This window comes from Bacteriovorax sp. BSW11_IV, from assembly GCF_000447755.1.
Lineage (GTDB): Bacteria > Bdellovibrionota > Bacteriovoracia > Bacteriovoracales > Bacteriovoracaceae > BSW11-IV.
The window spans coordinates 133,731-160,691 of sequence record NZ_AUNE01000010.1; the positions used below are offsets into that span (position 1 = coordinate 133,731).

32 protein-coding genes and 1 tRNA gene are annotated in these 26,961 nt (G+C 37.1%); 21 read left to right on the plus strand and 12 right to left on the minus strand.

The window, feature by feature from the left end; translation table 11 throughout:
- Positions 1-16 precede the first annotated feature (16 nt).
- The gene (locus tag M899_RS03600) at positions 17-229 is read right to left on the minus strand and encodes a hypothetical protein (protein ID WP_021270111.1); all 213 of its coding nucleotides are present in this window, start codon (positions 227-229) and stop codon (positions 17-19) included.
- 276 nt (positions 230-505) lie between these two features.
- Here M899_RS03600 and M899_RS03605 point away from each other — a divergent pair, with 276 nt between their 5' ends.
- The 7 genes from M899_RS03605 to M899_RS03635 all read left to right on the plus strand — a co-directional run bounded on the left by M899_RS03605 (position 506) and on the right by M899_RS03635 (position 4,173).
- Positions 506-829: a hypothetical protein gene (locus M899_RS03605; protein WP_021270129.1), complete on the plus strand. Its 324-nt coding sequence runs from the start codon at positions 506-508 to the stop codon at positions 827-829.
- 80 nt (positions 830-909) lie between these two features.
- Positions 910-992 (plus strand) — tRNA-Leu (locus M899_RS03610).
- A 359-nt stretch (positions 993-1,351) separates the two neighbouring features.
- A complete protein-coding gene (locus M899_RS03615; RefSeq protein WP_021270116.1) occupies positions 1,352-1,756 on the plus strand; it encodes a hypothetical protein in 405 nt (134 codons plus the stop codon).
- Positions 1,757-1,941: 185 nt separating this feature from the next.
- On the plus strand, positions 1,942-2,358 hold the full coding sequence (locus tag M899_RS03620; RefSeq protein WP_021270109.1) for a MepB family protein: 417 nt from the start codon (positions 1,942-1,944) through the stop codon (positions 2,356-2,358).
- Positions 2,359-2,513: 155 nt separating this feature from the next.
- Positions 2,514-2,897, plus strand: a complete 384-nt coding sequence (locus M899_RS03625; RefSeq protein ID WP_021270030.1) for a hypothetical protein — start codon at positions 2,514-2,516, stop codon at positions 2,895-2,897.
- Between the two features lie 32 nt (positions 2,898-2,929).
- Positions 2,930-3,382, plus strand: coding sequence for a hypothetical protein (locus M899_RS03630; RefSeq protein ID WP_021270133.1), 453 nt, complete (start codon positions 2,930-2,932; stop codon positions 3,380-3,382).
- A gap of 71 nt (positions 3,383-3,453) precedes the next feature.
- Positions 3,454-4,173 (plus strand): hypothetical protein, encoded by a 720-nt coding sequence (locus tag M899_RS03635; protein WP_021270050.1) that lies wholly within the window; start codon positions 3,454-3,456, stop codon positions 4,171-4,173.
- Positions 4,174-4,180: 7 nt separating this feature from the next.
- Here the strand turns inward: M899_RS03635 and M899_RS03640 are convergent, their stop codons facing one another.
- Positions 4,181-5,452, minus strand: a complete 1,272-nt coding sequence (locus M899_RS03640; RefSeq protein WP_034727690.1) for a hypothetical protein — start codon at positions 5,450-5,452, stop codon at positions 4,181-4,183.
- A gap of 106 nt (positions 5,453-5,558) precedes the next feature.
- Between M899_RS03640 and M899_RS03645 the strand changes: the two genes are divergently transcribed.
- Positions 5,559-6,239 (plus strand): hypothetical protein, encoded by a 681-nt coding sequence (locus M899_RS03645; protein WP_021269964.1) that lies wholly within the window; start codon positions 5,559-5,561, stop codon positions 6,237-6,239.
- Positions 6,240-6,268: 29 nt separating this feature from the next.
- On the opposite strand, the gene M899_RS03650 is transcribed toward M899_RS03645, so the two are convergent.
- Together M899_RS03650 and M899_RS03655 are read right to left on the minus strand one after the other, a co-directional pair.
- Positions 6,269-7,162, minus strand: coding sequence for a hypothetical protein (locus tag M899_RS03650; protein WP_021269987.1), 894 nt, complete (start codon positions 7,160-7,162; stop codon positions 6,269-6,271).
- Positions 7,163-7,168: 6 nt separating this feature from the next.
- Positions 7,169-8,101, minus strand: a complete 933-nt coding sequence (locus M899_RS03655; RefSeq protein WP_021269938.1) for a hypothetical protein — start codon at positions 8,099-8,101, stop codon at positions 7,169-7,171.
- 243 nt (positions 8,102-8,344) lie between these two features.
- Here M899_RS03655 and M899_RS03660 point away from each other — a divergent pair, with 243 nt between their 5' ends.
- The 3 genes from M899_RS03660 to M899_RS03670 are packed head-to-tail and all read left to right on the plus strand — an operon-like array spanning position 8,345 to position 10,120.
- The gene (locus tag M899_RS03660) at positions 8,345-8,650 is read left to right on the plus strand and encodes a hypothetical protein (protein ID WP_155897066.1); all 306 of its coding nucleotides are present in this window, start codon (positions 8,345-8,347) and stop codon (positions 8,648-8,650) included.
- Positions 8,628-8,933, plus strand: a complete 306-nt coding sequence (locus tag M899_RS03665; protein WP_021269932.1) for a hypothetical protein — start codon at positions 8,628-8,630, stop codon at positions 8,931-8,933. The genes M899_RS03660 and M899_RS03665 overlap by 23 nt, the downstream gene beginning before the upstream one ends.
- Before the next feature lie 14 nt (positions 8,934-8,947).
- Positions 8,948-10,120, plus strand: coding sequence for an Hsp20 family protein (locus M899_RS03670; RefSeq protein ID WP_021270059.1), 1,173 nt, complete (start codon positions 8,948-8,950; stop codon positions 10,118-10,120).
- A gap of 8 nt (positions 10,121-10,128) precedes the next feature.
- Here the strand turns inward: M899_RS03670 and M899_RS17445 are convergent, their stop codons facing one another.
- Entirely contained in the window at positions 10,129-10,860 is a 732-nt protein-coding gene (locus M899_RS17445; protein WP_021270012.1) for an MgtC/SapB family protein, read from the minus strand.
- An 88-nt stretch (positions 10,861-10,948) separates the two neighbouring features.
- Between M899_RS17445 and M899_RS03680 the strand changes: the two genes are divergently transcribed.
- Positions 10,949-12,076, plus strand: a complete 1,128-nt coding sequence (locus M899_RS03680; RefSeq protein ID WP_021270149.1) for a phosphatase domain-containing protein — start codon at positions 10,949-10,951, stop codon at positions 12,074-12,076.
- Here the strand turns inward: M899_RS03680 and M899_RS18315 are convergent.
- Positions 12,023-12,262, minus strand: a complete 240-nt coding sequence (locus M899_RS18315; protein ID WP_155897068.1) for a hypothetical protein — start codon at positions 12,260-12,262, stop codon at positions 12,023-12,025. The genes M899_RS03680 and M899_RS18315 overlap by 54 nt on opposite strands.
- 30 nt (positions 12,263-12,292) lie before the next feature.
- Here M899_RS18315 and M899_RS03685 point away from each other — a divergent pair, with 30 nt between their 5' ends.
- Positions 12,293-13,918 carry a hypothetical protein gene (locus M899_RS03685; protein WP_021270098.1) on the plus strand — a complete coding sequence of 542 codons (1,626 nt, stop codon included), beginning with the start codon at positions 12,293-12,295 and terminating at the stop codon, positions 13,916-13,918.
- Here the strand turns inward: M899_RS03685 and M899_RS17450 are convergent.
- From M899_RS17450 to M899_RS03700, 3 genes are read right to left on the minus strand one after another with little or no spacing between them, the layout of a single operon-like run.
- On the minus strand, positions 13,915-14,784 hold the full coding sequence (locus M899_RS17450) for a chemotaxis protein CheX (RefSeq protein ID WP_021269970.1): 870 nt from the start codon (positions 14,782-14,784) through the stop codon (positions 13,915-13,917). The genes M899_RS03685 and M899_RS17450 overlap by 4 nt on opposite strands.
- Positions 14,785-14,805: 21 nt before the next feature.
- Positions 14,806-15,234, minus strand: coding sequence for a hypothetical protein (locus M899_RS03695; protein WP_155897070.1), 429 nt, complete (start codon positions 15,232-15,234; stop codon positions 14,806-14,808).
- 31 nt (positions 15,235-15,265) lie between these two features.
- A complete protein-coding gene (locus M899_RS03700; protein WP_021269965.1) occupies positions 15,266-15,484 on the minus strand; it encodes a hypothetical protein in 219 nt (72 codons plus the stop codon).
- Between the two features lie 143 nt (positions 15,485-15,627).
- On the opposite strand from M899_RS03700, the gene M899_RS03705 reads away from it, so the two are divergent.
- The 4 genes from M899_RS03705 (at position 15,628) to phnE (ending at position 19,728) form a co-directional block, all read left to right on the plus strand.
- A complete protein-coding gene (locus M899_RS03705) occupies positions 15,628-16,764 on the plus strand; it encodes a trypsin-like serine peptidase (RefSeq protein ID WP_021270146.1) in 1,137 nt (378 codons plus the stop codon).
- A gap of 170 nt (positions 16,765-16,934) precedes the next feature.
- Complete coding sequence (locus tag M899_RS03710) at positions 16,935-17,846, plus strand: phosphate/phosphite/phosphonate ABC transporter substrate-binding protein (RefSeq protein ID WP_021270005.1); 912 nt, start codon at positions 16,935-16,937, stop codon at positions 17,844-17,846.
- 17 nt (positions 17,847-17,863) lie between these two features.
- Positions 17,864-18,622: a phosphonate ABC transporter ATP-binding protein gene (gene phnC / locus M899_RS03715; RefSeq protein ID WP_021270064.1), complete on the plus strand. Its 759-nt coding sequence runs from the start codon at positions 17,864-17,866 to the stop codon at positions 18,620-18,622.
- 17 nt (positions 18,623-18,639) lie between these two features.
- The gene (gene phnE, locus M899_RS03720; protein WP_021270032.1) at positions 18,640-19,728 is read left to right on the plus strand and encodes a phosphonate ABC transporter, permease protein PhnE; all 1,089 of its coding nucleotides are present in this window, start codon (positions 18,640-18,642) and stop codon (positions 19,726-19,728) included.
- Positions 19,729-20,037: 309 nt separating this feature from the next.
- On the opposite strand, the gene M899_RS03725 is transcribed toward phnE, so the two are convergent.
- Genes M899_RS03725 through M899_RS03735 form a run of 3 tightly spaced genes read right to left on the minus strand, consistent with a single transcriptional unit; the run spans position 20,038 to position 22,272 of the window.
- Positions 20,038-20,625 carry an AAA family ATPase gene (locus tag M899_RS03725; RefSeq protein WP_021269978.1) on the minus strand — a complete coding sequence of 196 codons (588 nt, stop codon included), beginning with the start codon at positions 20,623-20,625 and terminating at the stop codon, positions 20,038-20,040.
- 18 nt (positions 20,626-20,643) lie between these two features.
- A complete protein-coding gene (locus tag M899_RS03730; protein WP_021269990.1) occupies positions 20,644-21,168 on the minus strand; it encodes a CBS domain-containing protein in 525 nt (174 codons plus the stop codon).
- A 12-nt stretch (positions 21,169-21,180) separates the two neighbouring features.
- On the minus strand, positions 21,181-22,272 hold the full coding sequence (locus M899_RS03735) for a M14 family zinc carboxypeptidase (protein WP_021269929.1): 1,092 nt from the start codon (positions 22,270-22,272) through the stop codon (positions 21,181-21,183).
- Positions 22,273-22,529: 257 nt separating this feature from the next.
- Between M899_RS03735 and M899_RS03740 the strand changes: the two genes are divergently transcribed.
- The 4 genes from M899_RS03740 to M899_RS03755 all read left to right on the plus strand — a co-directional run bounded on the left by M899_RS03740 (position 22,530) and on the right by M899_RS03755 (position 26,903).
- Positions 22,530-24,104, plus strand: a complete 1,575-nt coding sequence (locus M899_RS03740) for a HAMP domain-containing methyl-accepting chemotaxis protein (RefSeq protein WP_021270022.1) — start codon at positions 22,530-22,532, stop codon at positions 24,102-24,104.
- Between the two features lie 131 nt (positions 24,105-24,235).
- Positions 24,236-25,255, plus strand: a complete 1,020-nt coding sequence (locus M899_RS03745; RefSeq protein WP_021270095.1) for a hypothetical protein — start codon at positions 24,236-24,238, stop codon at positions 25,253-25,255.
- A 1-nt stretch (position 25,256) separates the two neighbouring features.
- The gene (locus M899_RS03750; protein WP_021269949.1) at positions 25,257-25,961 is read left to right on the plus strand and encodes a glycosyltransferase family 2 protein; all 705 of its coding nucleotides are present in this window, start codon (positions 25,257-25,259) and stop codon (positions 25,959-25,961) included.
- Between the two features lie 21 nt (positions 25,962-25,982).
- The gene (locus M899_RS03755; protein ID WP_021269957.1) at positions 25,983-26,903 is read left to right on the plus strand and encodes a radical SAM protein; all 921 of its coding nucleotides are present in this window, start codon (positions 25,983-25,985) and stop codon (positions 26,901-26,903) included.
- Positions 26,904-26,961: the final 58 nt, after the last annotated feature.

Below are 26,961 nucleotides of genomic sequence, written 5' to 3' on the forward strand. Positions count from 1 at the left end.
TAAAAAGAAAAGCGAATTACCAAAGATCGTCAGAATTGAGATCAAGCTCTTTAGGGCCTTGTTTTACAATTCTTGGTTCATAGGCCTGACACTCTTGCCCAGTTTCTCGTTTAACAACGGCAGAAGGCATATGAGGGCCGCGAAAACCGTAGATCTTACAGCCTCTAGGTGCCTTTGGATCAAAGGTGACTTGATAGTGCTTACACTTCATGCATTTTGGTTCTGTCACTGCCCCCTCCCTGGGAAAGTAGACTTTTATTATCCCTCGCATAACAGTGTGGTGGTAGTAGGTAGAAAATACAGGGGGTGTCTAGAAAATAACACCCTAAGCCTCTGAATTTAAAAGAGAAAATTGTACCTTAATTGAACATACTGTCAAAAAGATGGCCAGTGACCTTTAGTCACCATCTCGCAATATTAGAGAGTTAGCTCTTTTAGTTTTGGCACATCGTATGCACTATGAATTTCGGACAGAGCTCATTGCTCATTTTAAAAGTGGAAGGACATGAAAGATTTAGAAAAAAAGAACACAGCTAGTGCGAACCTTGTGATGTTTCCAGCATCAAAGAATTTTCCCGTTGATACCGAAGATCTCATTGATGATCCACTAAACGATCTGTTAAATGAGTTTTCTGACTATGAGCATTTAAACTTCATTGAAGATGATGAAGAGGAAAATGAACTTGAACTCTCAAATAATTCCACCAAAGAAGACACTGGAATCTTTCTCTTTGAACGACTCCAAGCGAAAACCACAAAACTTGAAGACACCACTCGACGTATGCGCTTTCTCTTAGGGGAACTCGATCCTTACGTCACGAAAAAATAAAAAAAAAATTGCCAACGCGCTAGAATTTCATTAAATTATTTTTTACTTAAGACCTTCATTCATTGAAGGTCTTTTTCTATGCCCGGGTGGTGAAATTGGTAAACACGCACGGTTGAGGGCCGTGTGCGCGAGCTTGCTGGTTCAAGTCCAGTCCCGGGCACCATTTTTCAAACGATTCTCCTTCTACAATTAACAAATATCTCTTATCCGCGTTATAAATTGGATTCTCTGATTAATTCGCACTGATGGCAATATATAGGTACATTTGAATCTTCAGAAGAAGACGTGCTTATTGAAATACTTCAAAAAGAAAAAACAATTTTTCGTCCCCTGTTACAAGATTAAAAAATGAAACTGAAAAACGAATGATATTTTGGCAAAGTCTTGAAATCATAGTTGGCTGTTAGTTTTCGAACAGGGGCGTGAAAATAATTCTAAAAACACCTGCTCGATCACAATCTCTGGCAAAATATGACTAACTAGACAAATAAACCGTTAGATCAAAATATTGGAGAAACCCTCATGAAAAAACTATTACTATGTGTCGCAATTTTATCTTCATTCACAACTTTTGGGGGACCTCTTGCTGATGCAGTAAAGCTTAGAAGTGACAATAAAGAGGTACGTTTACCTAGTCCAATAAATTTTAGTACAGAGGAACTAGGTGAACTAGTAGCTCAAATATATAATTGTGCAGAAGAAGACAAAATTCCTTGTACTGAAGTAGAGGGTGATAAGAACTATCAGATAGGAATCGTTACAACATATGCAGGAAGGCTTGAGAAAGGCACTGATGAGCACACTTTAGCAACTATTCTATTTTTACAACTCTCTAAAAATCGCAGATCATTAGATACAATGAATAGCGGTGCAGCAGCAACCATTTGTAAGAAATACCCTGCGGGTCTTATTAAAGGTTGTCCGTAAATATACAGATTTTTATGGCCATCTAAAGATGGCCATTGATCAACATTGCACAACTGTGCAAGACAAAAAAAATTCACTCACATTGCTTCGCTAACAGCGATATCGAAAGACCCCATTTGGGGCTATTCTTTAAATGTTATTTCAGATAATATTCCAACATACTTTATACAAAAAGCACTAGCTGAATGACAAAAAGCAATATTACATCATATCAAAAACATCCTGAGGCCAATGAATACGAAGGATATGAATTTATTTTGAATAATAAAAAATACATTCATAGAAAGGCCAAAATCACTCCCAAGAAAATTGGACAATTTGTGACCTTGTGGAAAAGAAATCGCGAAGGTATGACTTGCCCATTTGATGAAAAAGACGAGTTTGACTTTGTTGTTATCAACTGTGAGAAAGATCAATTCGCTGGCCACTTTCTCTTTCCCAAGAACATTCTTATAGAAAAGAAAATTATAACTTCTAAACAAGAAGGAAAAAGAGGCCTTAGAGTCTATCCGTCATGGGATAATCCTGATAATAAACAGGCCCTGCAAACTCAAAATTGGCAAAAGCTCTACTTTAAATCAACCCCATTCGATATGAAATAACGGCCAAAAACAAGGCCTGTCTTGAGTTTTGATTCTTCTTCTTGTCTAGTTTTTAAACACTTTAGAAAACATTACTAGGACTAATCAAAGAAAATTCTTTGACCTCAATTTTTTGATATTCTGCTTCTGATCAATATTTAGGAACAGGAGTCGAAATGAGAAAACTAATCCTTATCACAACGATATTTTTATCGATCAATAGCTTTGCTGATACAGAACTAGCTCACCGCTCTTATAGGCCAATGGTTGATGATGCCAAATGTGTTGCGGCCATGGCGTGGACACTCCCAACAATGGCAGGCCTTGCCCTTGGACAAATGACGGCGACCCTATCGGATATTTCTAGCTCTATTGCGGATGGAAAAGTGTGTCTTAGTGCTTCTAAATTTATGATCAAAAAACATGTTCCTGTCTTGAAGTCACTCATTGAAATGGGCTGTATTGCCCCCTATGACGATATTCAAAATCCAAAATACTATACTCAACTTGACGAATTAAAAACAAATCCATCGGTAAAACTTTTTCGATGTGATGAATAATTAGAAATGGGAAAGACCATTGAGGATAAGCAATGAAAAAACTTATTTTACTTACGAGTGCACTTTTAGCGATGAATTCACAAGCAGGATTAATTTCAAGTGCAAAATGCTATTTTAAATCTATGGATGAAATTCATCACGAAATTTCTGAACAGACTGTCAAACTTGATAGAACGATTTCAGAACTTATGAGAACAGAGAGCGCAAGAGTTTTTAATCTTTATACTGATGCTTTGATAGAATCTGGTGAATCGCTTGAATTTGCAATTAGCTGTGCAAAAGATAAAGGGCTTTTTGAAATTGAAAAAGAAAATATAATCAAAAGCGCAGAGACCATCACAAATATCGCAGATCAACTGGGTGGTGTTGATGCCGCACCAAAGTTTATTATCGTTAAGCTTGCACAGGGTCTAAAACTCATCGAGAGCTCTCGTGCAAAACTCGACTTGCAACCACATTTTGAATCGATTGAAATTACAAAATAAAAAGACAAAGGCCCCTTGATTGGGGTCTTTCTTTTCTGTCTTTTTAGATACTCATAAGCTAAAATCAATCTATGCCTTATATACTTAGCCCCATAATTACCGAGCAGACGCCAGCACTTTGGAATGAAGGTTCGGCCTATAAAAAAGTAAATATTTACTCTATGGATGTAGAGGAACACCCACCTGTGAACTATGATTCTCATATATTGAATCCACATAGTCTTGCTCATGCGGAATTCGAGGCCCACACAAAAAAAAATGGAAGAACATTGGATCACTATCTTGAAAACTCTCCAGAGGTATTCTATGGGAAAGCACTAGTTGCTAAATTAAAAGGCCGTCATTGGCAAAAGAGCGACGACGTACAAGGCGTAGTTATTTGGGAAGTTAGCTTAGAACAATTAAAGGAAGCTCTCTCACAAGCACAAGGTCATGAACAAGTGCCTGAAAAATTACTTCTGACAGTGGCGGATATGCCAACGACACCCATGGGCACTCACGATCCCAATTATGTTCTCATCCTTTCTCAAAAAGCTGCTGACTATTTAATTGGCAACGAAAAATTCAATCTTTACGGTACATCTTGGAAATCTTCCGATTTTGCACCAAAGAGCAAAGACAGGCCGATACATAACACTCTTTTTCAAAAAGCTATTATCTTAGAATGTCTGAATTTAAATGGAGTTCCTGAAGGTGAATATTTTCTTAGTGCATTTCCACTTGCTCTAAAAGGGGCATCCGAATCACCGGTATGCCCAGTACTTTTCACAAAAGAAGAAATGAGATTTTAACAAATCTTCAATGTGACCTAAGGACATTATCCTTTTCATCTAGATTCTCATTATTGTCCTTCGCCTTCTGAAGTAGAAAATCTATTTTTTGTTCGCGATTTTCAAATTTTGTATCGTCAATATTTAACTTCTCACGGCCTATGGCCTCATACTCTTCATCAGATTCTTTTTTAATTAATCTTTTTAAACGCTCTTCACTACTTTCTTTCAGATTGTCTTTATCAAGCGAGAAATTTGTCCCGTAAAGTTTATATGCATAATCATAGAGTGAGCGCAAATAAACTTGATTTCCTTTCCCTCTCTCTAAAAAACGAATCATTTCTTTCAAAAATTCTTTCTTTTTAGGAACGTGTGACCAAGCTGCATATAAGTACACCATCCCCTTTTGATCGATACGCTCTTCATACTCTAACTGTTTGTACTGCGCATAGATTGCATTGGTTGAGTCTTCTGAAGATTCTTGGTAGCGAATAGATTGCAAGATTTTCTCACGCACAACTTCACCCATTATATTGTGAACATTATAGCGAAATTTAATCTTGTAAATTATGTCTTTTTCTAAAATAAAAAAGAGTTCATCTTTGTAGCTTTCATCATCATTTTTTAAATCGATTATCGCCACGCCTGTATCTTTATAAAAGGCAAACTTATCTGTATTAACGGGGAAATAATGCTCTCTCATTTTTAAGATATACAGTTTATACACAAGATCGCGGTAATCAATTTTATAAAGTTCTTGTAAATAAGTCGTCCAATCTCTATTTCCTTTTCCTTCTAGATCAAGATCGAGAGTAAACATATCTTGCCATATTTGGGCCGGTGTCTTTTCTCTCAAGTGGGCCCTAAAATAAGGAAGTTCAAAGAGTTTTTGCTTTTTTTGAGTAAGCTCATAACTCTCACTTGGGAGGATGAGAAATTCGGCCAGCTCCTGCTCTCCTCTATCTAAAAATCTTGCTCCTAATTCATCATACGACCCTTCAAAGTCGATGTAAGGAACCACAAGCAATGATGGGTGCAAAAGAGGAAACGGCAAATTAAAATTAGAGAAATGAAAATCACGCCAAAGATCAGTACTTTCAGAAAAGACTGTATCACCACCCTTACTTAGTTCCACACTTGTTTTATGCCATGAAGAATCGTGGCGTTTTAAAGTCAGGTACTCCGAAATGAGACCTTCATTTAAGGTGACATAGTAAAAGTGGTAAGGAGCAAAAACTAAAAATACCACAAATGTTGCGACGACTATTAGAGATGTAAAGAGAAAAAATATTACCTTCATAACACATCTTTTCGGCAACTTAGCAACTAACATGAGAAAAACTCTAAATTATCTGTCATAATTATCCGATGAGAGTTCTAGTAGTTAGTAAAAGGGACCCTTTAAAATGAAAAAAATATTTATTCCCATTATCTTTGCAACACTTATGGCCTCGTGTGAAGCTCCCAGAGATAAGCGCTCTTTGTATATGAGCTCATTGAATAATCAATCTGGTTCAACTACTGGCTCTTCCACTGGTGGAACAACAACTGGTGATACGGGTGGTGGCAGAGACACTGGCTCTACGACAGATGTAACAGGAAGTACAATTCCAGACGATGCAAAACACTGTACGTGGTCAACTGACAACTCTACAAATTACTCAGACTCAAGCAATACTCATATTGGACCAAATAACGTTTGCCGCTCTTCTGCGACAGATACAAATGTTTATATCCAAATTAAAAATCCACAAACAGATGCCCAAATTTGTATCTTCCCGACTTATGAAAGTAATGGGAAATCATTCTATATTGGTAATCCACGTTGTTTTGTTGCCAGTGAAGCTGGAAAACTTTATAAGATTTCACTCTTCAAAGATAGAGATAGTGGCAAGTACTCAGGTCTGACAATGAATAGTGTCATGATTGTTAAAGACAAGGCCTACTTCTATGGAACTCCGTTCTACCAATGGGTTTTGGCCCCAGATGCTTATATGTATTGTTCAAAATTTCTTGAGCTTTACAACAATAGCTCATATTGCCAGGCCTTCAAATCGAAAGGCGAATACCTCTACAAAAGATTTTAAAAAAACGGCCTTCTTAATGAAGGCCTTTTTTATGATGTCATATTTCCGCGTATAAGCTCACCTCGCCTATACTTCTGACAAACCTGCCCATCTAGTGTTGGAAACGACATGACTGGCAATAGAGAGTCTCCAGCGCCGTCATTTCTCTTAAATCCAAGAAGAACAATAATATAATAAAAACTTATCCCATTCTTCTCATGGGCCTTTATGTGACTAAACATAGTATCGCCATCATTATCTTTAAAACGATAAACTTGATCAGGGTTCGATAAAGTTGGTTCAAAATATTCTTCATAAAGATGAAATTGTTCAAATTGAATATCTGAAGGCAACTGCATAACCATAAGTTCAGCAAGCATTGAAGACTTTTTGACATCTAGCTCATTTAACATTTCTTCATCAACGCCATAATCAGACAAATCAACTTCTTGGGCATTGCTTGCGAGGTACTCCTCTACATTTTCAATCTTAGAGCCAATTCGAAATTGTGTCACAAGATGTTCTGAGCTCGTGGCCTGGGCCATAAAAATATAAGCAGGAGATTTATCAAATAAAGTACACATCACGATATGATAAAAATCTCCCACATCATTAGTGTGCTTTGTAATAAGAGTGAACACTTCATCGCCAAGTTTATTATCGAGACGCCATATTTCGTCAGGTCTTGAACATGTTTTATTCATAAAGTGAACATCATCACTAAAACTAAGAACGAGTTCATTTTCTAGATGTAAATCTTTGCGCAATGTAGAGACTATTTTTTGATAATGCTCTGATATTGGCGCGAAGTATTTTTCAATACATTTTTCACTACAAAAACTACGATTGCTATTTGATTCTACAAATAAAAGATCCCCAATTTCTTTGAGGATCTTCTTACAATGATGACAGTGGTATATGGGAGTATCTAAACGAAAGCTCATAAATTCCTAAATCGAAAGCTCCAGCCCTGCAAAGAGAGAGTTTCCGTATAAACCTGGCAGATGCCATAATTTAGCAGCGATAAGTTGACTTTCATCCTTAGCGCGTCTTGTTCTGAATGTCGCCCCCATAGTTAGACTAACCATAGGTCCTAAACCTAAATTCAACTTTGGAGATACATAACTATATTTCACATCCTCTGAAAGAACAAGGCCAGTATCATTTTCATTGGCACTACCAATTGTAACAGTTCCCCCGTCAACAGCGAAACGAATATCGGGAGATGCTTGCCAACCAAGGCTGGCCTTTAAATGATGAATATTACCAATTTTCATCTCACTCTCTTCTTTAGCTGTTCCAGTTAGGTTCAACTCATAGCCAAGACCGAGAGCAAACATATTAAAACGCTTTGACGTCTCTAGCCCTACAATCTTATCCAACCTAGAACTTCCAAGCTCTGAAGAAGATGACATGCGAGCACCACCAATAAAATCAATACTTGCCATTTCAGCAGGGGCCCCAAAGCGTAGCCAATTTAGGCCCACTAAAATTTGAGGATTACCTTGTTGCCATCCACCATCTTCGGCCAGGATCGAATCACTAGTTTGCAACATTGTATAAGTTGCATCGATAAAAATATTATAATTCGTTTCAAAACGTCCGTAGAACTTCATCGTTTGAAGATCGGCCTTTTTATCACCTGCATTTACACTGTGTGAGCCATATTCGGTTTGAAGAAAGAACATACCTGATGGCGTATAGTTTGATCGGCCAGCAGCTTGTGTTGTCACAGTATTAACTGCTCTTGGAGCAGGACGGGCCTGAATTTGCTTTACAGGAGTTGGTGCAGAACTTGGTTCAGACTCACTATAGTCAACTAATGCGTAAGAATGGTTTGTTAAGAGTAGGCCAATTAGCCCAAGGGAAATCTTCTTTTTCACTTCATCTTCCTTGACGAAAAAGGGTTACGGATCCTCAATTGATCCCTCTCTATTTTACACAAAAAAAAGCAGAATAATCAAATTATTGAACCCATGCCCGACTATTTGAGACGGGTATGTTTATAAAAATTTCTTACAAAGCACCTAAGTAGCTCAAATCCTAATCTGTGAAACTTTTTCCCCCTGCTCTTGGGAAGCATGTATCGCTAACATTTTAATATAGTCATCAAGAAGGAGTGACAATTGAATATGTTTTCTATGAACCGCGAAGAATCGATTAAAAGACTTGTTGAACTTGGTAAAGCTGGATTCTACCCTTTATTTGACGACTCTTGGTTTTTTGAATTAGCAAAAAACAACACGCCATTAAATGCAAAACAACAGGAAAAAGCAAAGAGTCTTATCAAAAGACTTGGCCAACACAGAAGTCTAGAAAGACAAAAAACTGTGTTATTTTCTATGCCTGAAGAAGATAGAAATATCATCATGAAGACATTTTTAAAACTTGTAGAAGGAAGTATTCTCGATGAAGCACCTCAACTTCATTAGTCTATTCACTCTCTCACTCCTAAGCTTTAGTGCTAGCGCTGAATATCGTGTCTATCAATACTTTGTAAAAAGCAAGATGGAGCGCTTCAGCGCTACAGGTAATTACCTTGTCACTTCTACTCTAGATCCCGTGAGCTATTTAAGTTATCATGGAGGTAATGAGGCCATTGCAATTGATCTACTAAGAACATGGACCTGTAGAGGATACACTGGAGCAAGCAAAGAGCACTGCAATCCTCCTCTAGAAGAATCAAAAATCTTAGAAGGTTCAGCCAATCTCTAGGACAAGGAAGTTCATTGAAAGTTACACAAGAAACAACAACTGATGCTTACTTAAAAAGACTCAATGAGTCTCAAAAAAGGCTTGTGCAAACTAAAGAGAAAGAGATTAAAGATCTCAATACTGTTTATAATGACAAAGTAAAGGCCACTAAAATCCAGGGAGACTTAGAACTCTCTGATGCCCACGAGAGAAATAAAGCAAAGGTATTAGAAACTCTCCAAGAAAAAGAAGACCGATTGGGAAAGATTAAAGAAGATTTCACCCAAAACCAGGTTAAGCTTCAAAAAGAAAAAGAGAATTTAAATACAATCAATCAATCCCAAATTGAAGATATGAATGAAGTATGGCGCGACAAATACGCCACACAATTTGAGCAGGCCCGTGAAAAGGCCGTCAGTATCAATGATCAAAGTATTGCTCAAATTGAAGAACTCACTTTTCAATCTGACGAACAAATCAAACAAGTCGCTCACAATGCCAAGATAAGGGGTGACGAATTCTCAAGAGATGCTAATAAAAAGCTAAGATCACAACAGGATCAATTCGTTAAATCTCATCGCCAAGAAGAAAAAGAATTTCGCGATCGCCTCGTCTCACAAAAAAGAGATCATTTGGATAAAGTCACCTATATTGACGGAAAAAATCAAATGGAACTCGATACAAGGGTTCAATCTCACCAGAGTGAACTCAAATTTGTCGAGGAGCACTACGCGGAAACATTGAAGCAAAAGGATCTTTCTTTTAAACAAAAATTTGCTCAAATGGACAAGGCCCATAACGACATACTCACTCGCGTAAAAGAGAGATTCGACACTGAACTAAAATCTCTTGTAGCAAAATATGGTAAGTACAAAGATAACCAGACCGAGAAAGTAGATGATGATTTCTACCAAGTGACAAAACTAAACCCGCAAATTAAAGATATGGGAAAAGAGTATATTCTCGGGCTTGAAATTCCTTCTTACGAAAAAGAAACGGTCAATTTAACTGCCCAAGAAAGAAAAATTACCCTGACTCTCACACGCAACTTCTCAGACTCTGTTGAAGGCGATGATGGTTCATTAAATAAGTCAAAAAGATCAGAAGTAATGTCTAAGACTTTTGATATTCCAGAAATTGTTGATTCTAGATCTATTAAGAGAAAATTTGAGGACGGTGTCCTCTATTTTTCAGTGGCAAAAAAATAAGAGGACTGTTAGTCCTCTTCTTCTTCAATAGCATCAGTAACGTGAAATTTAACTTTTTCAACACGAATAACGCTTCCAATTTCCTTTGTAAGCTCTTGCATTTTACGCGGGTGAAGCTTGAAATAAATATTCAAAAGACGTGAATCCTTGCTGACATCGATAACTTCTTCAGTCATCTGATAAATTTCGTCAAGATATGTAAGAACAATTTTTGTCACGGTAGTCTTTACACGACCACGAGAGAGAATCTCAAGGTGATAGAACTTATAGTCTTTCTTAGTCTCAAAAAGCTTGTAGATTGGCCCAAGACTCTTAAGAACAAGAAGAATAGTAAGAGTAAAGATAGTTGCAATGAGCGGGTAACCGCTCCCTACAGTCATTCCAATGGCCGCCACTACCCAAATGGTTGCAGCAGTTGTCAGACCAATAACATTGCCGCGCCCCTGAATAATGGCCCCGGCCCCCAAAAAACCGATACCACTAACAATTTGCGCAGCGACACGGTTAGGATCGGACATTCCTCCGGCCATACTTTGGTTGAGCATCGACATCGAAGTATAAAGAGTGGCCCCAAGGCAAATCATAATATTTGTCTTGATCCCAGCTGATTTCATTTTTTTCTCTCTATCAAAACCAATTAAGGCACCGAGACAAAATGCTGTCACAATTTCGATTCCGAGCCCTAAATAGAGAGGGACTTCCCCTAAGAACTCAAGGTGAATGAGCGGCATTTTAACCATAAAACTTTTCCTTGTGCCCCTAACCTTGCTAAGTGGAGCTTAATTAGTTTAAATATATAGTATTCTATTATGTAGGAAGAGTTTCATTATGAAAAGACCACATCTCGTTCATTTTTTGGCCATCAAAACAGCAGAGCATATCGCAGTGAAGGCCTCTGTCACAATGAAAGAGACTAATATTCTAGACAAGGTCGATATCGATAAGATTACACCTCGTTTTCCAATTCAGTCTTTTCGTCTTCTGAACTCAAGTGATTTTACCATGAAAGTGGTGGCGCTGGATGAAAATCATAAAGAAGTATACATCAAACATTACGAATCAGACTCTTTTGGAAACTTTTATTTCAAAATTCCTCTGACGACAGAAGATCGCAAGAAGATTAGCGTTCTGCAAATTTATGAAACAAAAAAAACGCCTGGACTTGAATATATTCTTGGAAGTTATATCCCATTAGATATTTCTAATGGTAAAAAAATCATTATTTGTGACTTTGATAAAACTCTTGTTGATACAAAATATTCTACGACTAAAGAAGTTTACCGTTCATTAACAAGTCCCCTTGAAAATTTTCCCGTAATCCCTCGCAGTGTCGATATTTTAAAAGATTATATAAAAAAAGGTTTTCATCCTTTTATTCTTTCTGCCTCTCCACACTTCTATGAAGATGCTATGAGAGATTGGCTCTACCAGAATAAGATTTTCACTGCAGGAATTTTTCTTAAGGACTATAGAAAGATCTTCTCTATTTTTGAGGGAGATCTCACGCCCAAAGATTTAAAAATTCAAGGTCTTTATAAGTTGAATCACCTTCTCGATATTCTTCATATGACGGGTATTCCAGATGAATTGGCTCTTATGGGCGACAATTTTGAGTCTGATCCACTCATCTACATGGGCCTAAGCAAGATGCTCAAAGGCAGAACAGAGCCTCGCAAGATGTGGGCAGAGCTTAAAAGCTTTGATGCTTTTCAATTGTCACGCAAACAAGACTCTCAGCTATTAAATAAGATCTACCAACTTCATTCTCTCATTCTTAGAGAAGATAAAAGACAGATTAAAGTCGAAGTATATATACGTAAAAAAGGCAGTGAGTTACAACTTGAAGCACCTGAGATGTTTGCCCATGAATTGGCAAACATCACTCTTTATGAAGGAAAGGCCCTAGATAAAGACAGCGGGGGCGAAAAACAGTATATAGCCAATACTGAAAACTAAACCCATTCGATGAAAGTTATTCATACCGACTTCACCATTCTTTTGTGAAAGTGCACGTGTCATTGGTAGATGCTGAAAATCGAAACCAATAATCTCTAGCCATACGCGAAAGGCCGCCAAACAAAGTAAGATCACATTTAAAACCTCATTGCTTGAAAAGAGATCAGGAGTTAAAATCGTATTCATGGTTTTACCTCAACTTAATAAAAGGAAGTTATGACAAAGGATGAGAAAATCCTCACCATAGACCTTTTCGGAACATTCGAAGAAGGCCTTTACCAGCTAGGTCTTAAAGACCGAGACGAGGCAAAATTTATCATTGACCATATTAAGGCCCTGATCTCGCTGCCAAATCCAATGGCCACGAAGATAATAGAGGGAGCTGTCAAAAAAATACTGGAAGTTATGGCAACAGGTGGTAATGACTTCGAAGAAAATTTGATGGCCTATGCCGAAGGACTCAATCTTCCAAAGAATGAAGTACAATATTGTTTACTTATACCAGAGCTTATGTGTTTTATGGCAAAGTGGATTCCTGGAATCCCGAGTACATTACTTGGTTGTTCGAGTTTTTTTACTAAAAATGAAGACGAAAGCATCACTCACATAAGAATCTTAGACTTTCCCTTACAAGGAAGTTATGACAAGTATGAGCGACTCGTCAGATCCCGTTTTGATGGCCACACACCCCTCGTTACTTTTGGAACAGCAGGACTTCCCTTTCCAGCACTTACAACGAGAACTGAAGACGGACGCACCCTGGCCATCCACCAAAAATTTTCTGATATTTTTAATCACAGAGGTCAGTCGATCTTTCAACTGACGACAAATCTTTTAAATAATGCCAAGACGATTGATGAGGCCATTGAGTATTGTAAAAATCATCCATCAATTACATCTTGGAATATCAATATGGCCTTCCCAAGTTCAGAGATTTTAGAAATGAATCTTCTTGGTGAACAAATTGAATATAAAATTCATCAACTAGGCAAAGGAGATATACTCTATATCAACAATTCTCTAAAGGATTGCGAATATACGAGTTCAAAAATCCCTCTTAATATCGAATCCTACAATGATTTAAGAACTAAGAGTGCCCATAAAAAAATTAAATTATACCAAAAGAAAAAAACAAAAAATGACATTGAATTTTTAAAAATGGTGACAACTTTACACTATCATAAAGACCCAGAGATGACTCTAGACCCCCTCACTCCTAGTAGTGTTAGCGTTGTGGCCATGAACACAAAACATGATTCTCTCTTTACAATTCCAGGGGCGGCACCAAAAGTATTTGATGGAAAGATTTTAGAAATTAGTCACAGTTTTGATCGTGAAATAAAACAGAAAATTATTTCATCAAAATCCCCGAACTATCCAAAACATTTATTAAGAGGACATCGTTCTTTGATGGCGGCTCAAGTGGCCTTTGATAAAAAAGATTTTCATAACTCCTATCATCAAATCCAGATGGCCATGGAGGATTTGAAAGACACGCCACTACATTCGATATCAACGTTCTATTTTTTAGTGCTTCAATTTATTTTTGATAAGCATAGAAAAATTAGAAAAGAACTCATAGTCGAATTCAAAAATATTCAAAAAGTTCTTCCAGATCACTTACAAGATCACTGCAAACTCTTTATTTTTAGATTAGAGAAATTGCTCAATATTCCCTATAGTGTTCATGCTGATGATTTTACGAATAAGGAAATGGGAAAAATTCTTGAAACAGAAAAGAAGCTTTCAAATCTTTTCTTCCATTCATTTATTGCTAAAACAATGAATATGAGAATAGATTTATTAGATATTATCTACCCTCATATAAGACTTTTAGATTAATAGTAGTTTAGGGCCAACTTCACAAAAAATGGCCCTAAATCTGACTCTATGGGAATGACAAATACAGGATTTTGACTTCGAATAGGTCCAGATAAATCAGAGACAGGAATGGCCATATCTAGATGCACACCTTGCTCTTCTAAAACTTTTTTCATTTGACCGTAAACAATATTTGCAATTTCACCTGCGAAATCTTCATTTTCTTTTGTAATTTTAACTGGCCTAGTTTGTGTCATTTTCTCATAGACATTGAGATAGGTATTCTCAGGAAAACTAATTAAAAGAGAGCCTTTAAAAAAAGGAGACTTAATAATAACCTTGCCGCGAATTTTTATATCGAGATTGCCCATGGTATTAAGCAGCGTTGGTCGACCAGCATTCAAAAAGGTGAAGGCGCCAAGCTTACGAAGTGTTTTTTGGGACGACATAACTAAGAGTTCAACAAATTCTCTGTCATAGCTCTTCTTCTCACCTGGACGTTCAAGCGGCATAAGAATTCGTTGGATAATAACCGAGAATTCATCTTTAGGCATAGGTTGCGAATACATCCAAAACTTTGATTCTAAAGTTGATGGTATTTCAATTTTTTTAGCAAAATCAAAGTCTACAAAAGCATAGATTATGTGATTAGGTGCTATAAGTTTAGCAGTCGTTAACGATCTTAGAATCATCGAAATATTTTTCTCTTCGAATGAATCTTCAACAATTATGGCGTGATAAGTTTTCTCTGATATGCATTTTGTAGCAGCATTTCTTCCCGTTGCTACATCAACACGTAATTTAGGATTTTTTAATAGAATATCCTTAAGCTCATTGGCCCATTCATAATTGAGAGAAAGAACTAAAATATTGCGAATAAAATCCAAATTAAACCCTGCTCATTTTCATCAAACATCATTAATAGTTTTTTCAAGTATCGCTAATCGCTCTAACAGTTTTTCTAAAAGTTTTTTATTATCTTCGTAATCTTTAACCATATCTGTACGTAGTCGATCTTCAAGTTTTTTAACTTCATTTTGAATTTGTAAACTCAGCCCTTCTTGTGCTTGAGAAATTTTCAAATTGATGAGCTCCTCAAATTTCTTATTTTTATTTTGCCCAATTTCAGTCTTCAGAGTTTTAAGCTCTTGTTCTAATTCATGAAGTTTTTTACTTGAAATTTCATTCATCATCTTCCCAAGGGCACTAATATAAGACTCCACCATATCAATGCGCTCCCCTTTGGAAATGCCTGCATTGTCGGAAGATTTATACTCAGGTAGAGTATCGGCGAAAATTGGAAGTGAGCATAATAGGGTGAGTAAAAATATTTTCATTTCCCTATTGTCCCCCACCATAGCAAAAGCATCAATACTGCTTTTTTTCCTTCTTATTTTTCAAAGATAAGCTTGAGTCAAACCAAAGATGATCTAAAGCACGATAATATTCCAAAGCTGGTCTTTTTTCTCTTTCGTCCTTTTGAGTGTTAAATGCCTCACATTCAGCCCGAAGCCCCATATTAGGGGCCGGAGGTCTGCTATAAATAGGATGATCAAGTGGAAACAAGGGTTTAATATTTAATGCCATGCATTAATAATAAAGCAAAAACAGCATCTTTTTGCTCCCTTAATTTTTTATATCGGAAACATTTGCACAATAGTGAGAATTTTTATAAATAAAGGGCCATAAGTTTTTAAAAAGATAGACTTTTTTTAAGTCGCAGGAAAACAATGAATAAACTTGTGATCATATCAATTTTGGCAATGCTCATTTCACAAAACCTGTGGGCCCAAGTCACAAGTGCCATTAATGCAAACGATTATGGTCAATACCCTCATCTAAGCACTCCCTTAACAAATGCAGGGAAAATGGGAACAGGGGGACAAAATCCTCTTATTCGCATCAAAAGAACCTCTTATTTTCCGGCCCGTACTATAGGCAAGATTGGTGAACATTGTACAGGTGTACTAATTGGACCCCGCCATGTTTTAACGGCCGCTCACTGCGTTTACAACAGAGAGACAGAGACATGGATCGAAGACCTCTCTTTCACTCCTGGACTCGATCGCGAATACCGCCCATACCACACAATGGACTGGGTAAAAGTATACCTACTCAATCTCTACATAAAAAAAGGGATTAGTGATTTAGACTACGCTCTTATTTTTCTAAAAGAAGATATTGGAAAGAAAACAGGTTGGTCATCTTTCAAAGAACACCTGAACTACGGAACATCTTTATTTAACGGGGAAATCTACGGTTATGATCTTTTTGGAGATTTGAAGGATAGGCTTGTATTCTCTCAATGCCCGATGACTCTTTTTGAAGACAGACTCATACGCCACAATTGCGACGTCATCCAAGGTATGAGCGGATCACCAATTTTTAAAGATAAAGACATCATAGGTCTCTCACTTTACGCAGGACAAAAATTTAATTCTGGCGTGTTTTTTCAAAATCATCACAGAGAGAGAATTCACGCTTGGCTCAAAGACGAGCAAGATGATTTCACAGAAGATCACTACAATTTTAACCCAACAAACTCTCCAGAGTTTGATCAATTGATTATTGAAAACTCTTGTTCACAAGCAGTGAAGTTTCGCCTTGTCTTTGACAATTCAATTACAGGACAAACTGAGAACGCTGGTGAAATTTCCCTTGAGCGCGGCAAGCGACATATCGCTGGTAAAACGACATCGCGCTACTACTACCTCTACGCCGAAACGGGAAGTGGCATAAATTTTTTAAGCGGTAGAGAACATTGTGAGATTTATTCGAATAAAGATAAAAAATGTTTTAAGAAATTTGCTATTCGCTCAAGTGGTTGGGGCAGCTGGATACACAGATTAAATTGTCAGGCCCAATAAGATTCATCGCATGCGGTGTGTAAAAATTGTTCTTACTCTAAAAAAAAGAACATATTTACTAAAAAAATGAGCAATTTAAGCAAATCCTGACTAAAACTTTTGAGTAAATCATGGTAATGAAAAGCAATTTTTAAATTAAGATAACTTGCTAAATTTTAAGGGAGTCACAAATGTTTAGAGGTTTGAAAGCAGCATTGCTTATGGCAATGGTAGTTACACTTGGTGTTTCTTGCCAAAATGAAGAGAAACTAGGATCAAAAAACAACCCAGTGAAGCTTTACTTCACTCCATCAGTAGATGCAGATACAATCTCATCTAATTCAGTAGAATTCATTAAATTCTTAGAAGCTGAAACAGGATTATTCTTTCAAACAGGTATTCCTACAAACTACGTAGCTGTAGTTGAAGCATTCGGATCAGCAAGAGCTGACATTGGTGTTATGAACTCTTTCGGGTACCTAATGGCCAATGAGAAATACGGAGCAACTGCAAAGCTTAGAGTTCTTCGTTATGGCCATGACTACTACCAAGGACAAATCCTTGCTCACGTTGATAGCGATATCAAAGACGTAAAAGACCTAGAAGGTAAAAAATTCGCTTTCACAGACCCTTCATCAACTTCAGGGTACATGTTCCCACTAAAAATTCTAAAAGATAACAATGTTACTCTTGGAAACCAAACTTTCGCAATTAAGCACGACAACGTTGTAACTATGATCTACCAAAAGCAAGTAGATGGTGGAGCAACTTATTACTCAGCTCCTTCAGAAGAAGGAAAAATTCGCGACGCTCGTGAAAGAGTTAAGACTCAATTCCCAGACGTTGAAGAAAAAGTAAAAATCGTAGCTATTACTGAAAAAATTCCTAACGACCCATTTGTATTCAGAAAGGATCTAGATCCAGAAGTTACAACTAAGTTCATCGCGGCCGTTAAGAAATTTATCGCAACAGAAGCTGGACAAAAAATCTTTAAAAATATCTATAGTGTTGAAGGGATTATCGATACAACTGACGCTGACTATGATGGTCTAAGAGCGATGGTTAAGTCACTTGAACTTGACGCTAGCACATTAGTGAAATAATTAACAAAGAGAGTGAAATGTTTAAAGTTGAGAATTTGAACAAAGTTTACCCTAACGGCACTCATGCCCTAAAGGACGTTACTTTTGACGTACAAGCGGGCGAGTTCCTAGTTGTTATCGGTCTTTCGGGATCTGGTAAATCAACTATGCTTCGTTGTCTAAACAGACTTCATGAACCAACAACTGGTCGCATCCTTTTCGAGGGAGAAGATGTAACTCACGTTAAAGGGAAGACACTTAGAAATGTAAGATCAAGAATTGGGATGATCTTCCAACATTTTAATTTAATCCCAAGAAGAACTGTTCTTACAAATGTACTCTCGGGAACTCTTGCAAGAACTGGCGTTATCAATTCTATTCTTGGAATCTACAATGAAGAAGACAAGAAAAAGGCCATGGATTACATCAGAATCGTAGGTCTTGAAGGAAAAGAAAACGTTAGAGCTGACAACCTATCAGGTGGTCAACAGCAACGTGTTGCTATCGCAAGAGCGCTTATGCAAAACCCTAAGGTCCTTCTTTGTGACGAACCTGTTGCGTCTCTAGACCCAGCGACTTCTCACTCTGTTATGCAATACCTTAAAAAAGTTAATGAAGAACTTGGTGTAACAATTATTTGTAACCTCCACTTCCTTTCATTAGTTCGTCAGTATGCCAGCCGTGTTATCGCCCTTAAAGGTGGGAAACTTATCTATGAAGGGAAACCTCTAGATATCGATGAAAACTGGTTTAAAACAATCTACGGTGAAGAAGCTGTAGAAGTAACTATCGATTAATTTTTAAGGACTGGAAAATGGATATGAGTACAACTAACGAAAATACTACACCAGACTTCTTACAAGATAAGGGTCTTACATTTAAAAAAGTAAGAGCTAATTTTTGGGCACTTTTTATCGACGTGTTCATGTGGTCATACACAATATTAGTTTCTTGGAAGATCATTTATGAAAAAATCATTCTTGGTCTTAGATTCCCTGAGTTTTCTTGGAATCAACCACTAATCGCCCTAGGAGCAGGTGCAGTTGTTGCGATTGCTCTTCATATGACAAAGCTATCAATTGGTAGAGCTTGTATGGGCCTAATGAAAAGAGATGAGAATAAGCCAATTTTCAGAGAGCCATTTATGGCCTTTGGACTTGTCATTATTATCCTAACTTTCATCGCTGGACTTTTTCTTTCTCAAGTTTCGATTAGAGAGTTCTTGTCTGCAAGTGGTCTTATTGGTGCGAAAAGAATCTTTACAGCTCTTTTTAACCCTAACTTTAACATTATTGCTGATGCGACATTTGCAGCAGTTGAGACAATCTACATGGCGTTTATCGCTACAGCTTTCTCACTGCCATTTGCTTTCATTCTAGCTTTCTTCGCTGCAAGAAACCTTATGAGTGGATCACCATTAACAATGACAATTTACTCTCTTGTTCGTTTTGTTCTAAACGTTTCAAGATCAATTGAGCCACTAGTTTGGGCGATTATCTTCTCAGTATGGGTTGGTATTGGTCCATTCGCAGGTATGTTAGCTCTTATGCTTCACTCTGTATCTTCACTTTCAAAACTCTACTCAGAGCAAATTGAAAATATTTCAGAAGGTCCAATTGAGGCCATGACAGCAACAGGAGCTCACCCAGTTCAAGTTATTTGGTACGGGGTTGTTCCACAAATCGTTCTTCCTTACCTATCGTACACAATCTACAGATGGGACATCAACGTTCGTATGGCCACAGTTATCGGTCTAGTTGGTGGTGGGGGTATTGGTACAATGCTAATGCAGTACCAAGGTCTTGCTAAGTGGAATGAAGTAGGACTACTTGTTATCGTAATCGCAGTTATCGTTTGGGTGATGGACTACCTATCATCTCAAATCCGCGAAGCTATTAAGTAGGCCAATAGAATGCTCCAGTGGAGCATTCTAACTTGTCCTATTGCACATTCTAGCGGGCCATCCTCTTACACATGAGTTTGGCCTACTCCAAGATAGGATCTCAAATCGAGATCCTTTTTTATTACCTCAGAGCATTCCAACTTTCTTTTCTTGCACATTCTTGCAGAAAACTTCTTACACATGAGTCCGATCTATACAAGTTATGCTCCAGTGGAGCATTACTACGGCTTTTATTGCACGCTCTAGCGGTTAATTTTTTACACATGAGTTAAGGCTACAATAGAAAGGATCTCGAAATGAGATCCTTTTTTATTTAATACTATTAATGACATTCTCAATAGACATAATTCCATACATAATCTTTTTCACAAAAGATTCGTTTGAACTTACAAGAGAAAATTTTGGGTGCTTTGACCAAACGGCCTGTAGTTTCTTATCAAGTTCAATGGCCTTTTGAGCGTCTTCATTTCGATAAGGGTTATTACTTGAGATATCATTTCCTGAAGCTGCCCCAGTTTCAAAAAAGATGACTGCATCATAACGAGATAGCTCTTCTTCATAACTAGAGTGCATTGTTGCAAAAAACTCTTCTTCAGTTCCTGGCCAATAGGCAAGGCCATCTAGAGTTCCTCTATCACAAATAAGAAGTCTTTCTGGATGCTGGACACTAACAATGGTTTCCATATCTTTTTGTAAATTGAATATGGCCTTTTGTGTTGCTCTCACAACTTCTTCAGAATCAGTTCTTTCAATTCCACTTGCAAATATTAAAGTTGCTGCTTCAGAGACGACACTTACTTTTCCACACAGTTCTCTGCGAAAAAGATCAATGGCCGTAGTTTTACCACCACCTGGACCACCAGTAATAACGACTTTTAAACTTCTTTGTGTATTCATTCAGACCACTTTTGTTGATTAAATTGCTAATCCAGTATCAATGACAACTTTCAATAAATCAACATAACTCACAATTCCAACGAGCATTTTTTGAGAATTCAAAATGGGAATTGCACTGATATTTTCTTTGACCATTACTTTTGCAAGGTTTCGAAAAGAGCATTCTTCATCGGCACAAACAACGACAGAGGACATTACTTCTTTGGCCTTTATGAAATTGAATCCAGCACTTTCTTTTAGACTTAACAGGTCTTTCAAAGAGAGCATGCCAATGAGTGAGTCTCCCCTAACGACAGGAATATGGCGAATGCCATGCTTATGCATAGTAGAAAAGATATCACTTAGCCTATCATCAGCATTGGCCGTGATAACATTTTTAACCATAAACTCAATGGCATATTTTTGCTTATCCTGTCTCGTTTTTTCTTCTTTAGTCGAAGCGTGGGCCAATGTTTTATCGAGACGGGCCCTATTGTCTGGGCCATCTTCTAGATATGAAAAGTTGTGGTTATTTACAATTCCATTAATGACAATATAGAACATCACCAACCTCTTTTATGGTAGAGAGTGAATTCTCTCGACATAAGTAATGAGGGCCTCTCTATTTTGCTCATAATAGTAATCAATCATACTGTAGTTGGGCCATTTTGAATCTGACAGTTCAACAGTAAGTTGAATATCAGCATGCCAGTAATAACTCCAGTCCTGCATCCCACCATTAACTTCATACCACTGATAACCGTTTGTGATTCCACCAGCAAACTGTCTAGAGCTTCCAATATAAGGAGCGAGAGCTGCGTACTCAGTACTTAAATCTTTAACTAGCCCTTCATGAGGAAAAGGATTTCGAGAAGTATCCCAAGGATAATTTACAACTTCAGCACCTCCGTGAAAGTTGGCCGAAAGGAGAAAATTATGTTCTTTTTGCCAATTCATGACGGCCACCGTTTCTGGAGGACGACCAGTCGTCGTATTCGAGTTATCTCTTGTGGTAAAATCTGGAAAACTTCTATTCAAATCAATATTGCGAGCATTACCTCTTCTACGTCTTTGGGCACCGTCTGGATTCATAGAGACAAGAATATGAATTTGTGTATTTTCAAGAAGATCAGAAATTCTTTGATCTTGGCCATAACTTTCTAAGATATCTCTGATAAAGCGAATCATCAGCTCTCTTCCGACAATTTCATCACCATGCATATTCGCAATATATTTAAACGCCTTTCTTTGATCGTTTGCTTTTTTTGCATCAGTTGCAATTTTCATAACCCAAAGATCTCTACCTTCAACAGACTTACCAATTGAGTAGAGGTCTGTGAGATTTTCAAAATGATTCGCAAGGGATTTTAATTCATTTTCTATCTCAGAGAATTGAGGATAATCGAGACCTTTTTCATTTCCAATCTCAACTTGAACAAATGGGGCCCCGATTTTTTCTAGATAAAGTCCTGTGCCCGTCGGACCATGAACTTCATAGCCATTCTCATGAATATGATCAATCGTGAACTCTTCTCGACTCGAAAGTAAATTGAAGTATGCATTTTTAGAATCTTCTACAAAGTATGATTCATTAACATATTTTGGAGTAAAGGCATTTGCACAAAAAGCAGAGCACAACAATAAGAGAAATACACTATTCTTGATCATCAATTCATCCTTGAAGCTATTTATTTAAGAATAACTGAATTCGCTCTAAAGTTATTGGCGAGGAAAATATCACCACTAAGAATTAAAAAGTTAGATGAATCAAACTTTAATATGGGAAATATCGATGTTTAAATTTTGTAAACCCATGTTTTTACGAGAAAGAGTAAATCAGAAATTCATAAAAAACCCATAAAGTTTACTTAAAATATCAAGCAAACTGACCGATATGTTTTGAGTAACAATTAAGAGGGAAGTCCATGAAGCTAGATAAAATTTCGTTCAAATTCAAAGTTATTTTTTCTTTCTCACTTTTATTTGCCGTGATGTTATCACTAGGTGGGATATCATATTATGCAAGTAACACTTTGAATAATAAGATTACTAAATCATTCAACTATTATCTGCCGTCTATTAACTTGCTTGTGCAATCAGATCGAGACTTCCAGCAGGTTCTCGTCGCAGAAAGAACAATTGCATCAGGAAATATTGATAGCAAAATGATTGAAGAACAAATTAAAGAAATTAAAACAAACTATGATCAAGTTGTTACAAGAGTTAAGAAATACGAGGCTAAGGCCCAAGATGAAAAAGAGAAAGAATACCTAAAGGCCTTTTGGATGCACCATAAATTATGGTCTGATCAATTAGATATCTTTTTGAAACATACGGCCGAATCTCAATTCGATAAAGCAAGAGAACTTTCTCTAACAACAATTTCAAAGCACTTCGAAGATGCGAGAAATCAACTTGATGCTCTTCAAGACTATATCTTAGATAAAACAGTCGTTGAACAAAAAGTATCGGAAGAACTTTTTGAAAAAGTTGCCCTAACATTGATTGGATCATTAATTGTTACATCAATTTTCATCGGACTACTTTATTTTTCTATCTTTAAGATTGTAGGAAATCGTTTAGAAAAAACGACAGCGCTATTGAAGAAAGTAACTGATCACCTTTCATCTTCTTCAACAAAACTGACTGAGAATTCGACTTCTCTATCAAGCGCCGTTACTGAGCAGGCATCAAGTCTAGATGAGACAGTGGCGGCCATCAATGAAATCTCGGCCATTGTAGACAAAAACTGTGAAACAACAGACCACACATACAGAAGTTCACTAACATGTAAGAATACGGCCATTGAAGGAAAGACAGTTGTTGAGAAGATGGTGGGTGAAATTGAAAGTATTGGAAGCAATATTGAGCTAATTCTTGGACAAGTTCAAGGCAACAACAGTAAGCTTACAAATATCAATGATCTTATTCAACAAATTGGTGAAAAAACCAAAGTAATTAATGATATTGTTTTTCAAACAAAACTTCTCTCTTTTAACGCTTCAGTTGAAGCGGCCCGTGCAGGAGAACAAGGAAAAGGCTTTTCTGTTGTAGCAGAAGAGGTTGGAAACCTTGCAACAATGAGTGGTAAGGCAGCTGCCGAAATCGCAGCAATCCTTGACTCAAGTATTAGAACAGTAGAAGAAATTGTAAGAGAATCGACTCAAGGTCTTGATGGCCTAATGAGAATTGGTCACGATTCTATAACATCAGGTAAAAAAGTTGCTAATGAATGTGATCACCTCCTCGATCAAATTGTTGAGAGTATTGAAAACAACAATATTATGATTGAAGAAGTCAATAAGGCCTCTAAAGAACAGGCCGATGCTCTTAAAGAGATTAATCTGGCGATCTTAAATATCGATCAGGCCACAAAACACAATAGTGAGCTTGCCAATGCCAATAGTGATGTGGCCGGCCATCTTCTAAGAGATAGCCGCTCAGTGGGACAGGTTTCTGATGAAATTGAGGGCATTGTCTATGGTAAGAAGGCCGCGTAAGCGGTCTTTTTTTTATCCACACAAGATTTCAAATAGTTAGTTTCTTAGACACTCGATAGAATTTACAGGCCTATCACCCATATTTTTTGATTGCGCTATATAGTGGACCACTACTCAGTTAGGAGCACTATATGGCAAAAAACTTAATCATTAGCACGCTAGTTCTATGCACTCTCGCCTCTTGTTCTAAGGTTAAAAAGATGGAAGATCTAACCCAACAAATGGCCGATACGACGAGCAAAATGAGCGTTACAACCAATATAATGAATGATACGACGGCAAATATGTATCCTCAAATTAGAACGAAAGAAAGTGAAGACACCCGTTCTAAGAAAATGAAAATCATCCTTGATGACAATGTGGCATTTGGTGAAAAGATTGCGGCCGCTGCTGTTTATTATCAAAGTTTTGAATTCCAATTTTGGACAAATAACGGGACTTACGACACTGTTGAAGTTCGAGACAAATTATTTCTAGATGCAATGAATGAGTTCTATAAGAGAATTTGCGATATCTGGGACAATATTGATCCAACAGAGATTTCTCCCATCAATACAAAGCAAACAAAGTACAACTTTGATATGGCCTTTTATTCCATGAGTCTTGGAATGCACTTTATCAATCACCACCAAGAGCATATTCATAGTACAGTTGGTGGTTTTAACAAAAAGTCATTCTACGATCTTATGACGTCGGCCCTGCAAAAAGAGGCCCGTGGAATTGAACTGACAGAATATGAACATGTGGCCCTTGCCGGGGTTAATCGTGAAATCAGCATCGAGCTTTTAAAAGCTCGCTACAATATGATTATTGCTCTAGCAATTAAGAGCAGTATGGAATCAATCGACGATGCAACTATTGGTAAGAAGGCCAAGGCCCTTTTATTCAAGCTCTCAGGTGGTCGCGTTGGAGCGATTACGCTAGATAGTAAATTTGAACAAAGTAATGAATCGACTCAAAGAGACGTCCTAGAAAAACTTGATGGGGCGCAAATGACAAGAGATGTTCTTCTTAGTATTGATGAAGATGTCGAACTGGATAAAAACCTAAAGAGTATTCTGGATAATGTTGATACTGAGAACTCAGACAAAGTTGAAAACGCAAATTTAAGACGTTTCATGGATCATGTTAAAGTGCTACAATCACTTTAATATGATTAAAATAAGTATAGTCTTTTCCTGCACAAACGAAGCAGAAAACCCATTTATCATAGAGTCGCTTAGAACAATAAAAAATCTAGGCGACCTCTTTGAAACCATCATTGTAACCAATAATCAAAATTTAAATCCTTATCTAGAGACCAAACTAGGTCCTGCATTTTGGCAAATTATTCTTCTCGACAATAACTCACGAGCGGCGAGATTGAACGAAGGGGCAAAAAAAGCAAAAGGACAGTTAATTCTTTTTCACCATCCACGATCTTACTTGAAAGTTGAGGGTTATCGAACACTACTCGAACAAAGTGGCTGGGGGGCATTTACTCATTGTTTTGAGCGCCGTCATTTTCTTCTAGACTTTACATCTTGGTATTCAAATAATGTCCGAGGAAAAATCAAAGAAATATATTATCTCGATCATTGTCTCTTTGTGGAAAAAGAACTCTTTGAAAAAGCTGGTCCCATTCCAAATGTAGAAATTTTTGAAGATACACTATTGTGTGACAAGTTAAATAAATGGGCCCCACCAACTCTCCTTCCCCATTTTGCCGTAACAAGTTCGATCCGTTTTTCGAAGAATGGACTAATCAAACAAATCGTTCTTAATCAAATCTTAAAGATCGCATTCCTACTTGGTGCGAATGATGAGCTTATGAATAAGATTTATGAAAAAGGATTAAATCTTAATTCCAATCATTAATTTTTTTGTTACAATAATCCTATGACTATTGATAAATTTTCGGATTTAAAAATAACTGCTGACGGCAGTGAACGTGCTTATGTTGATCCCCTACATCTAAAAACAGTATGGTTTAACATTGGTACACGTTGCAATCTAACTTGCGAGAACTGCTATATTGAGTCCTCTCCTACCAATGATGAACTCGTTTATATAAATGACAGTGAAGTTAAAATTTTTCTCAATGAAATACAAAAAGATTTTACTCATGTTCAGTTAATTGGCCTAACTGGTGGCGAGCCATTTTTAAATCCATCTATCATGAAAATTATCGAGTCAGTGTTAAGTACGGGACTTGATATTTTAGTATTAACAAATGCTTTTAAGGCCGTTGAAAGACATCTTGATAAACTTTCAGAACTTACAAAATTATACCAAGACAAACTTCACATTAGAATCTCCCTCGATCACTACACAAAAGAACTTCATGAAAAAGAGCGAGGAGAAAAAACATTTGAACGAACACTTCAAAATATTCAAAAACTTTATAATCAAAAAATAAATATCTCTATTGCTGGCCGCTCATTAATGAGTGAAAAGCAAAATGAAAGTAAGGCACATTATCACCATCTTTTTCAAAAAATGGGAGTCCAATTAAGTGAAGATAAAATGGTCATTTTTCCTGAAATGGATTTAAACAAAAGCGTTCCTGAAATCACGACGGCCTGTTGGGATATTCTAAAAGTTTCCCCCAGTCAACAAATGTGTGCGAGCGAGAGAATGATCGTTAAAAGAAAGGGCCAAGATAATTTAACAGTTCTGCCATGTACTCTTATTGCTTATGATGAGCGTTTTAATATGGGTCACTCATTAAAAGAAGGCAATCAGCGCGTTTATCTTTGTCATAAATTTTGTGCTCAATTTTGCGTGCTCGGTGGAGCTAGTTGTAGCGCTGTAAAATAGTTATTTAATTTCTAAATTTTTGCCCCTAAAATAAAACAAATGTCATTTACTGAAGGTG

What these genes read in the sequence shown, in the direction of transcription:
- M899_RS03665 (WP_021269932.1), top strand. Translation starts at nt 8,628, where the DNA reads ATGAAGCACCTCAACTTCATTAGTCTATTCACTCTCTCACTCCTAAGC.
- M899_RS03730 (WP_021269990.1), bottom strand. Translation starts at nt 21,168, where the DNA reads ATGTTCTATATTGTCATTAATGGAATTGTAAATAACCACAACTTTTCA.
- M899_RS03640 (WP_034727690.1), bottom strand. Translation starts at nt 5,452, where the DNA reads ATGAAGGTAATATTTTTTCTCTTTACATCTCTAATAGTCGTCGCAACA.
- M899_RS03615 (WP_021270116.1), top strand. Translation starts at nt 1,352, where the DNA reads ATGAAAAAACTATTACTATGTGTCGCAATTTTATCTTCATTCACAACT.
- M899_RS03755 (WP_021269957.1), top strand. Translation starts at nt 25,983, where the DNA reads ATGACTATTGATAAATTTTCGGATTTAAAAATAACTGCTGACGGCAGT.
- phnC (WP_021270064.1), top strand. Translation starts at nt 17,864, where the DNA reads ATGTTTAAAGTTGAGAATTTGAACAAAGTTTACCCTAACGGCACTCAT.
- M899_RS03630 (WP_021270133.1), top strand. Translation starts at nt 2,930, where the DNA reads ATGAAAAAACTTATTTTACTTACGAGTGCACTTTTAGCGATGAATTCA.
- M899_RS03700 (WP_021269965.1), bottom strand. Translation starts at nt 15,484, where the DNA reads ATGGCATTAAATATTAAACCCTTGTTTCCACTTGATCATCCTATTTAT.
- M899_RS03650 (WP_021269987.1), bottom strand. Translation starts at nt 7,162, where the DNA reads ATGAGCTTTCGTTTAGATACTCCCATATACCACTGTCATCATTGTAAG.
- M899_RS03710 (WP_021270005.1), top strand. Translation starts at nt 16,935, where the DNA reads ATGTTTAGAGGTTTGAAAGCAGCATTGCTTATGGCAATGGTAGTTACA.
- M899_RS03745 (WP_021270095.1), top strand. Translation starts at nt 24,236, where the DNA reads ATGGCAAAAAACTTAATCATTAGCACGCTAGTTCTATGCACTCTCGCC.
- M899_RS03680 (WP_021270149.1), top strand. Translation starts at nt 10,949, where the DNA reads ATGAAAAGACCACATCTCGTTCATTTTTTGGCCATCAAAACAGCAGAG.
- phnE (WP_021270032.1), top strand. Translation starts at nt 18,640, where the DNA reads ATGGATATGAGTACAACTAACGAAAATACTACACCAGACTTCTTACAA.
- M899_RS03750 (WP_021269949.1), top strand. Translation starts at nt 25,257, where the DNA reads ATGATTAAAATAAGTATAGTCTTTTCCTGCACAAACGAAGCAGAAAAC.
- M899_RS03725 (WP_021269978.1), bottom strand. Translation starts at nt 20,625, where the DNA reads ATGAATACACAAAGAAGTTTAAAAGTCGTTATTACTGGTGGTCCAGGT.
- M899_RS03695 (WP_155897070.1), bottom strand. Translation starts at nt 15,234, where the DNA reads ATGAAAATATTTTTACTCACCCTATTATGCTCACTTCCAATTTTCGCC.
- M899_RS03635 (WP_021270050.1), top strand. Translation starts at nt 3,454, where the DNA reads ATGCCTTATATACTTAGCCCCATAATTACCGAGCAGACGCCAGCACTT.
- M899_RS17445 (WP_021270012.1), bottom strand. Translation starts at nt 10,860, where the DNA reads ATGGTTAAAATGCCGCTCATTCACCTTGAGTTCTTAGGGGAAGTCCCT.
- M899_RS03605 (WP_021270129.1), top strand. Translation starts at nt 506, where the DNA reads ATGAAAGATTTAGAAAAAAAGAACACAGCTAGTGCGAACCTTGTGATG.
- M899_RS03740 (WP_021270022.1), top strand. Translation starts at nt 22,530, where the DNA reads ATGAAGCTAGATAAAATTTCGTTCAAATTCAAAGTTATTTTTTCTTTC.
- M899_RS03625 (WP_021270030.1), top strand. Translation starts at nt 2,514, where the DNA reads ATGAGAAAACTAATCCTTATCACAACGATATTTTTATCGATCAATAGC.
- M899_RS03735 (WP_021269929.1), bottom strand. Translation starts at nt 22,272, where the DNA reads ATGATCAAGAATAGTGTATTTCTCTTATTGTTGTGCTCTGCTTTTTGT.
- M899_RS03645 (WP_021269964.1), top strand. Translation starts at nt 5,559, where the DNA reads ATGAAAAAAATATTTATTCCCATTATCTTTGCAACACTTATGGCCTCG.
- M899_RS18315 (WP_155897068.1), bottom strand. Translation starts at nt 12,262, where the DNA reads ATGAATACGATTTTAACTCCTGATCTCTTTTCAAGCAATGAGGTTTTA.
- M899_RS03685 (WP_021270098.1), top strand. Translation starts at nt 12,293, where the DNA reads ATGACAAAGGATGAGAAAATCCTCACCATAGACCTTTTCGGAACATTC.
- M899_RS03620 (WP_021270109.1), top strand. Translation starts at nt 1,942, where the DNA reads ATGACAAAAAGCAATATTACATCATATCAAAAACATCCTGAGGCCAAT.
- M899_RS03705 (WP_021270146.1), top strand. Translation starts at nt 15,628, where the DNA reads ATGAATAAACTTGTGATCATATCAATTTTGGCAATGCTCATTTCACAA.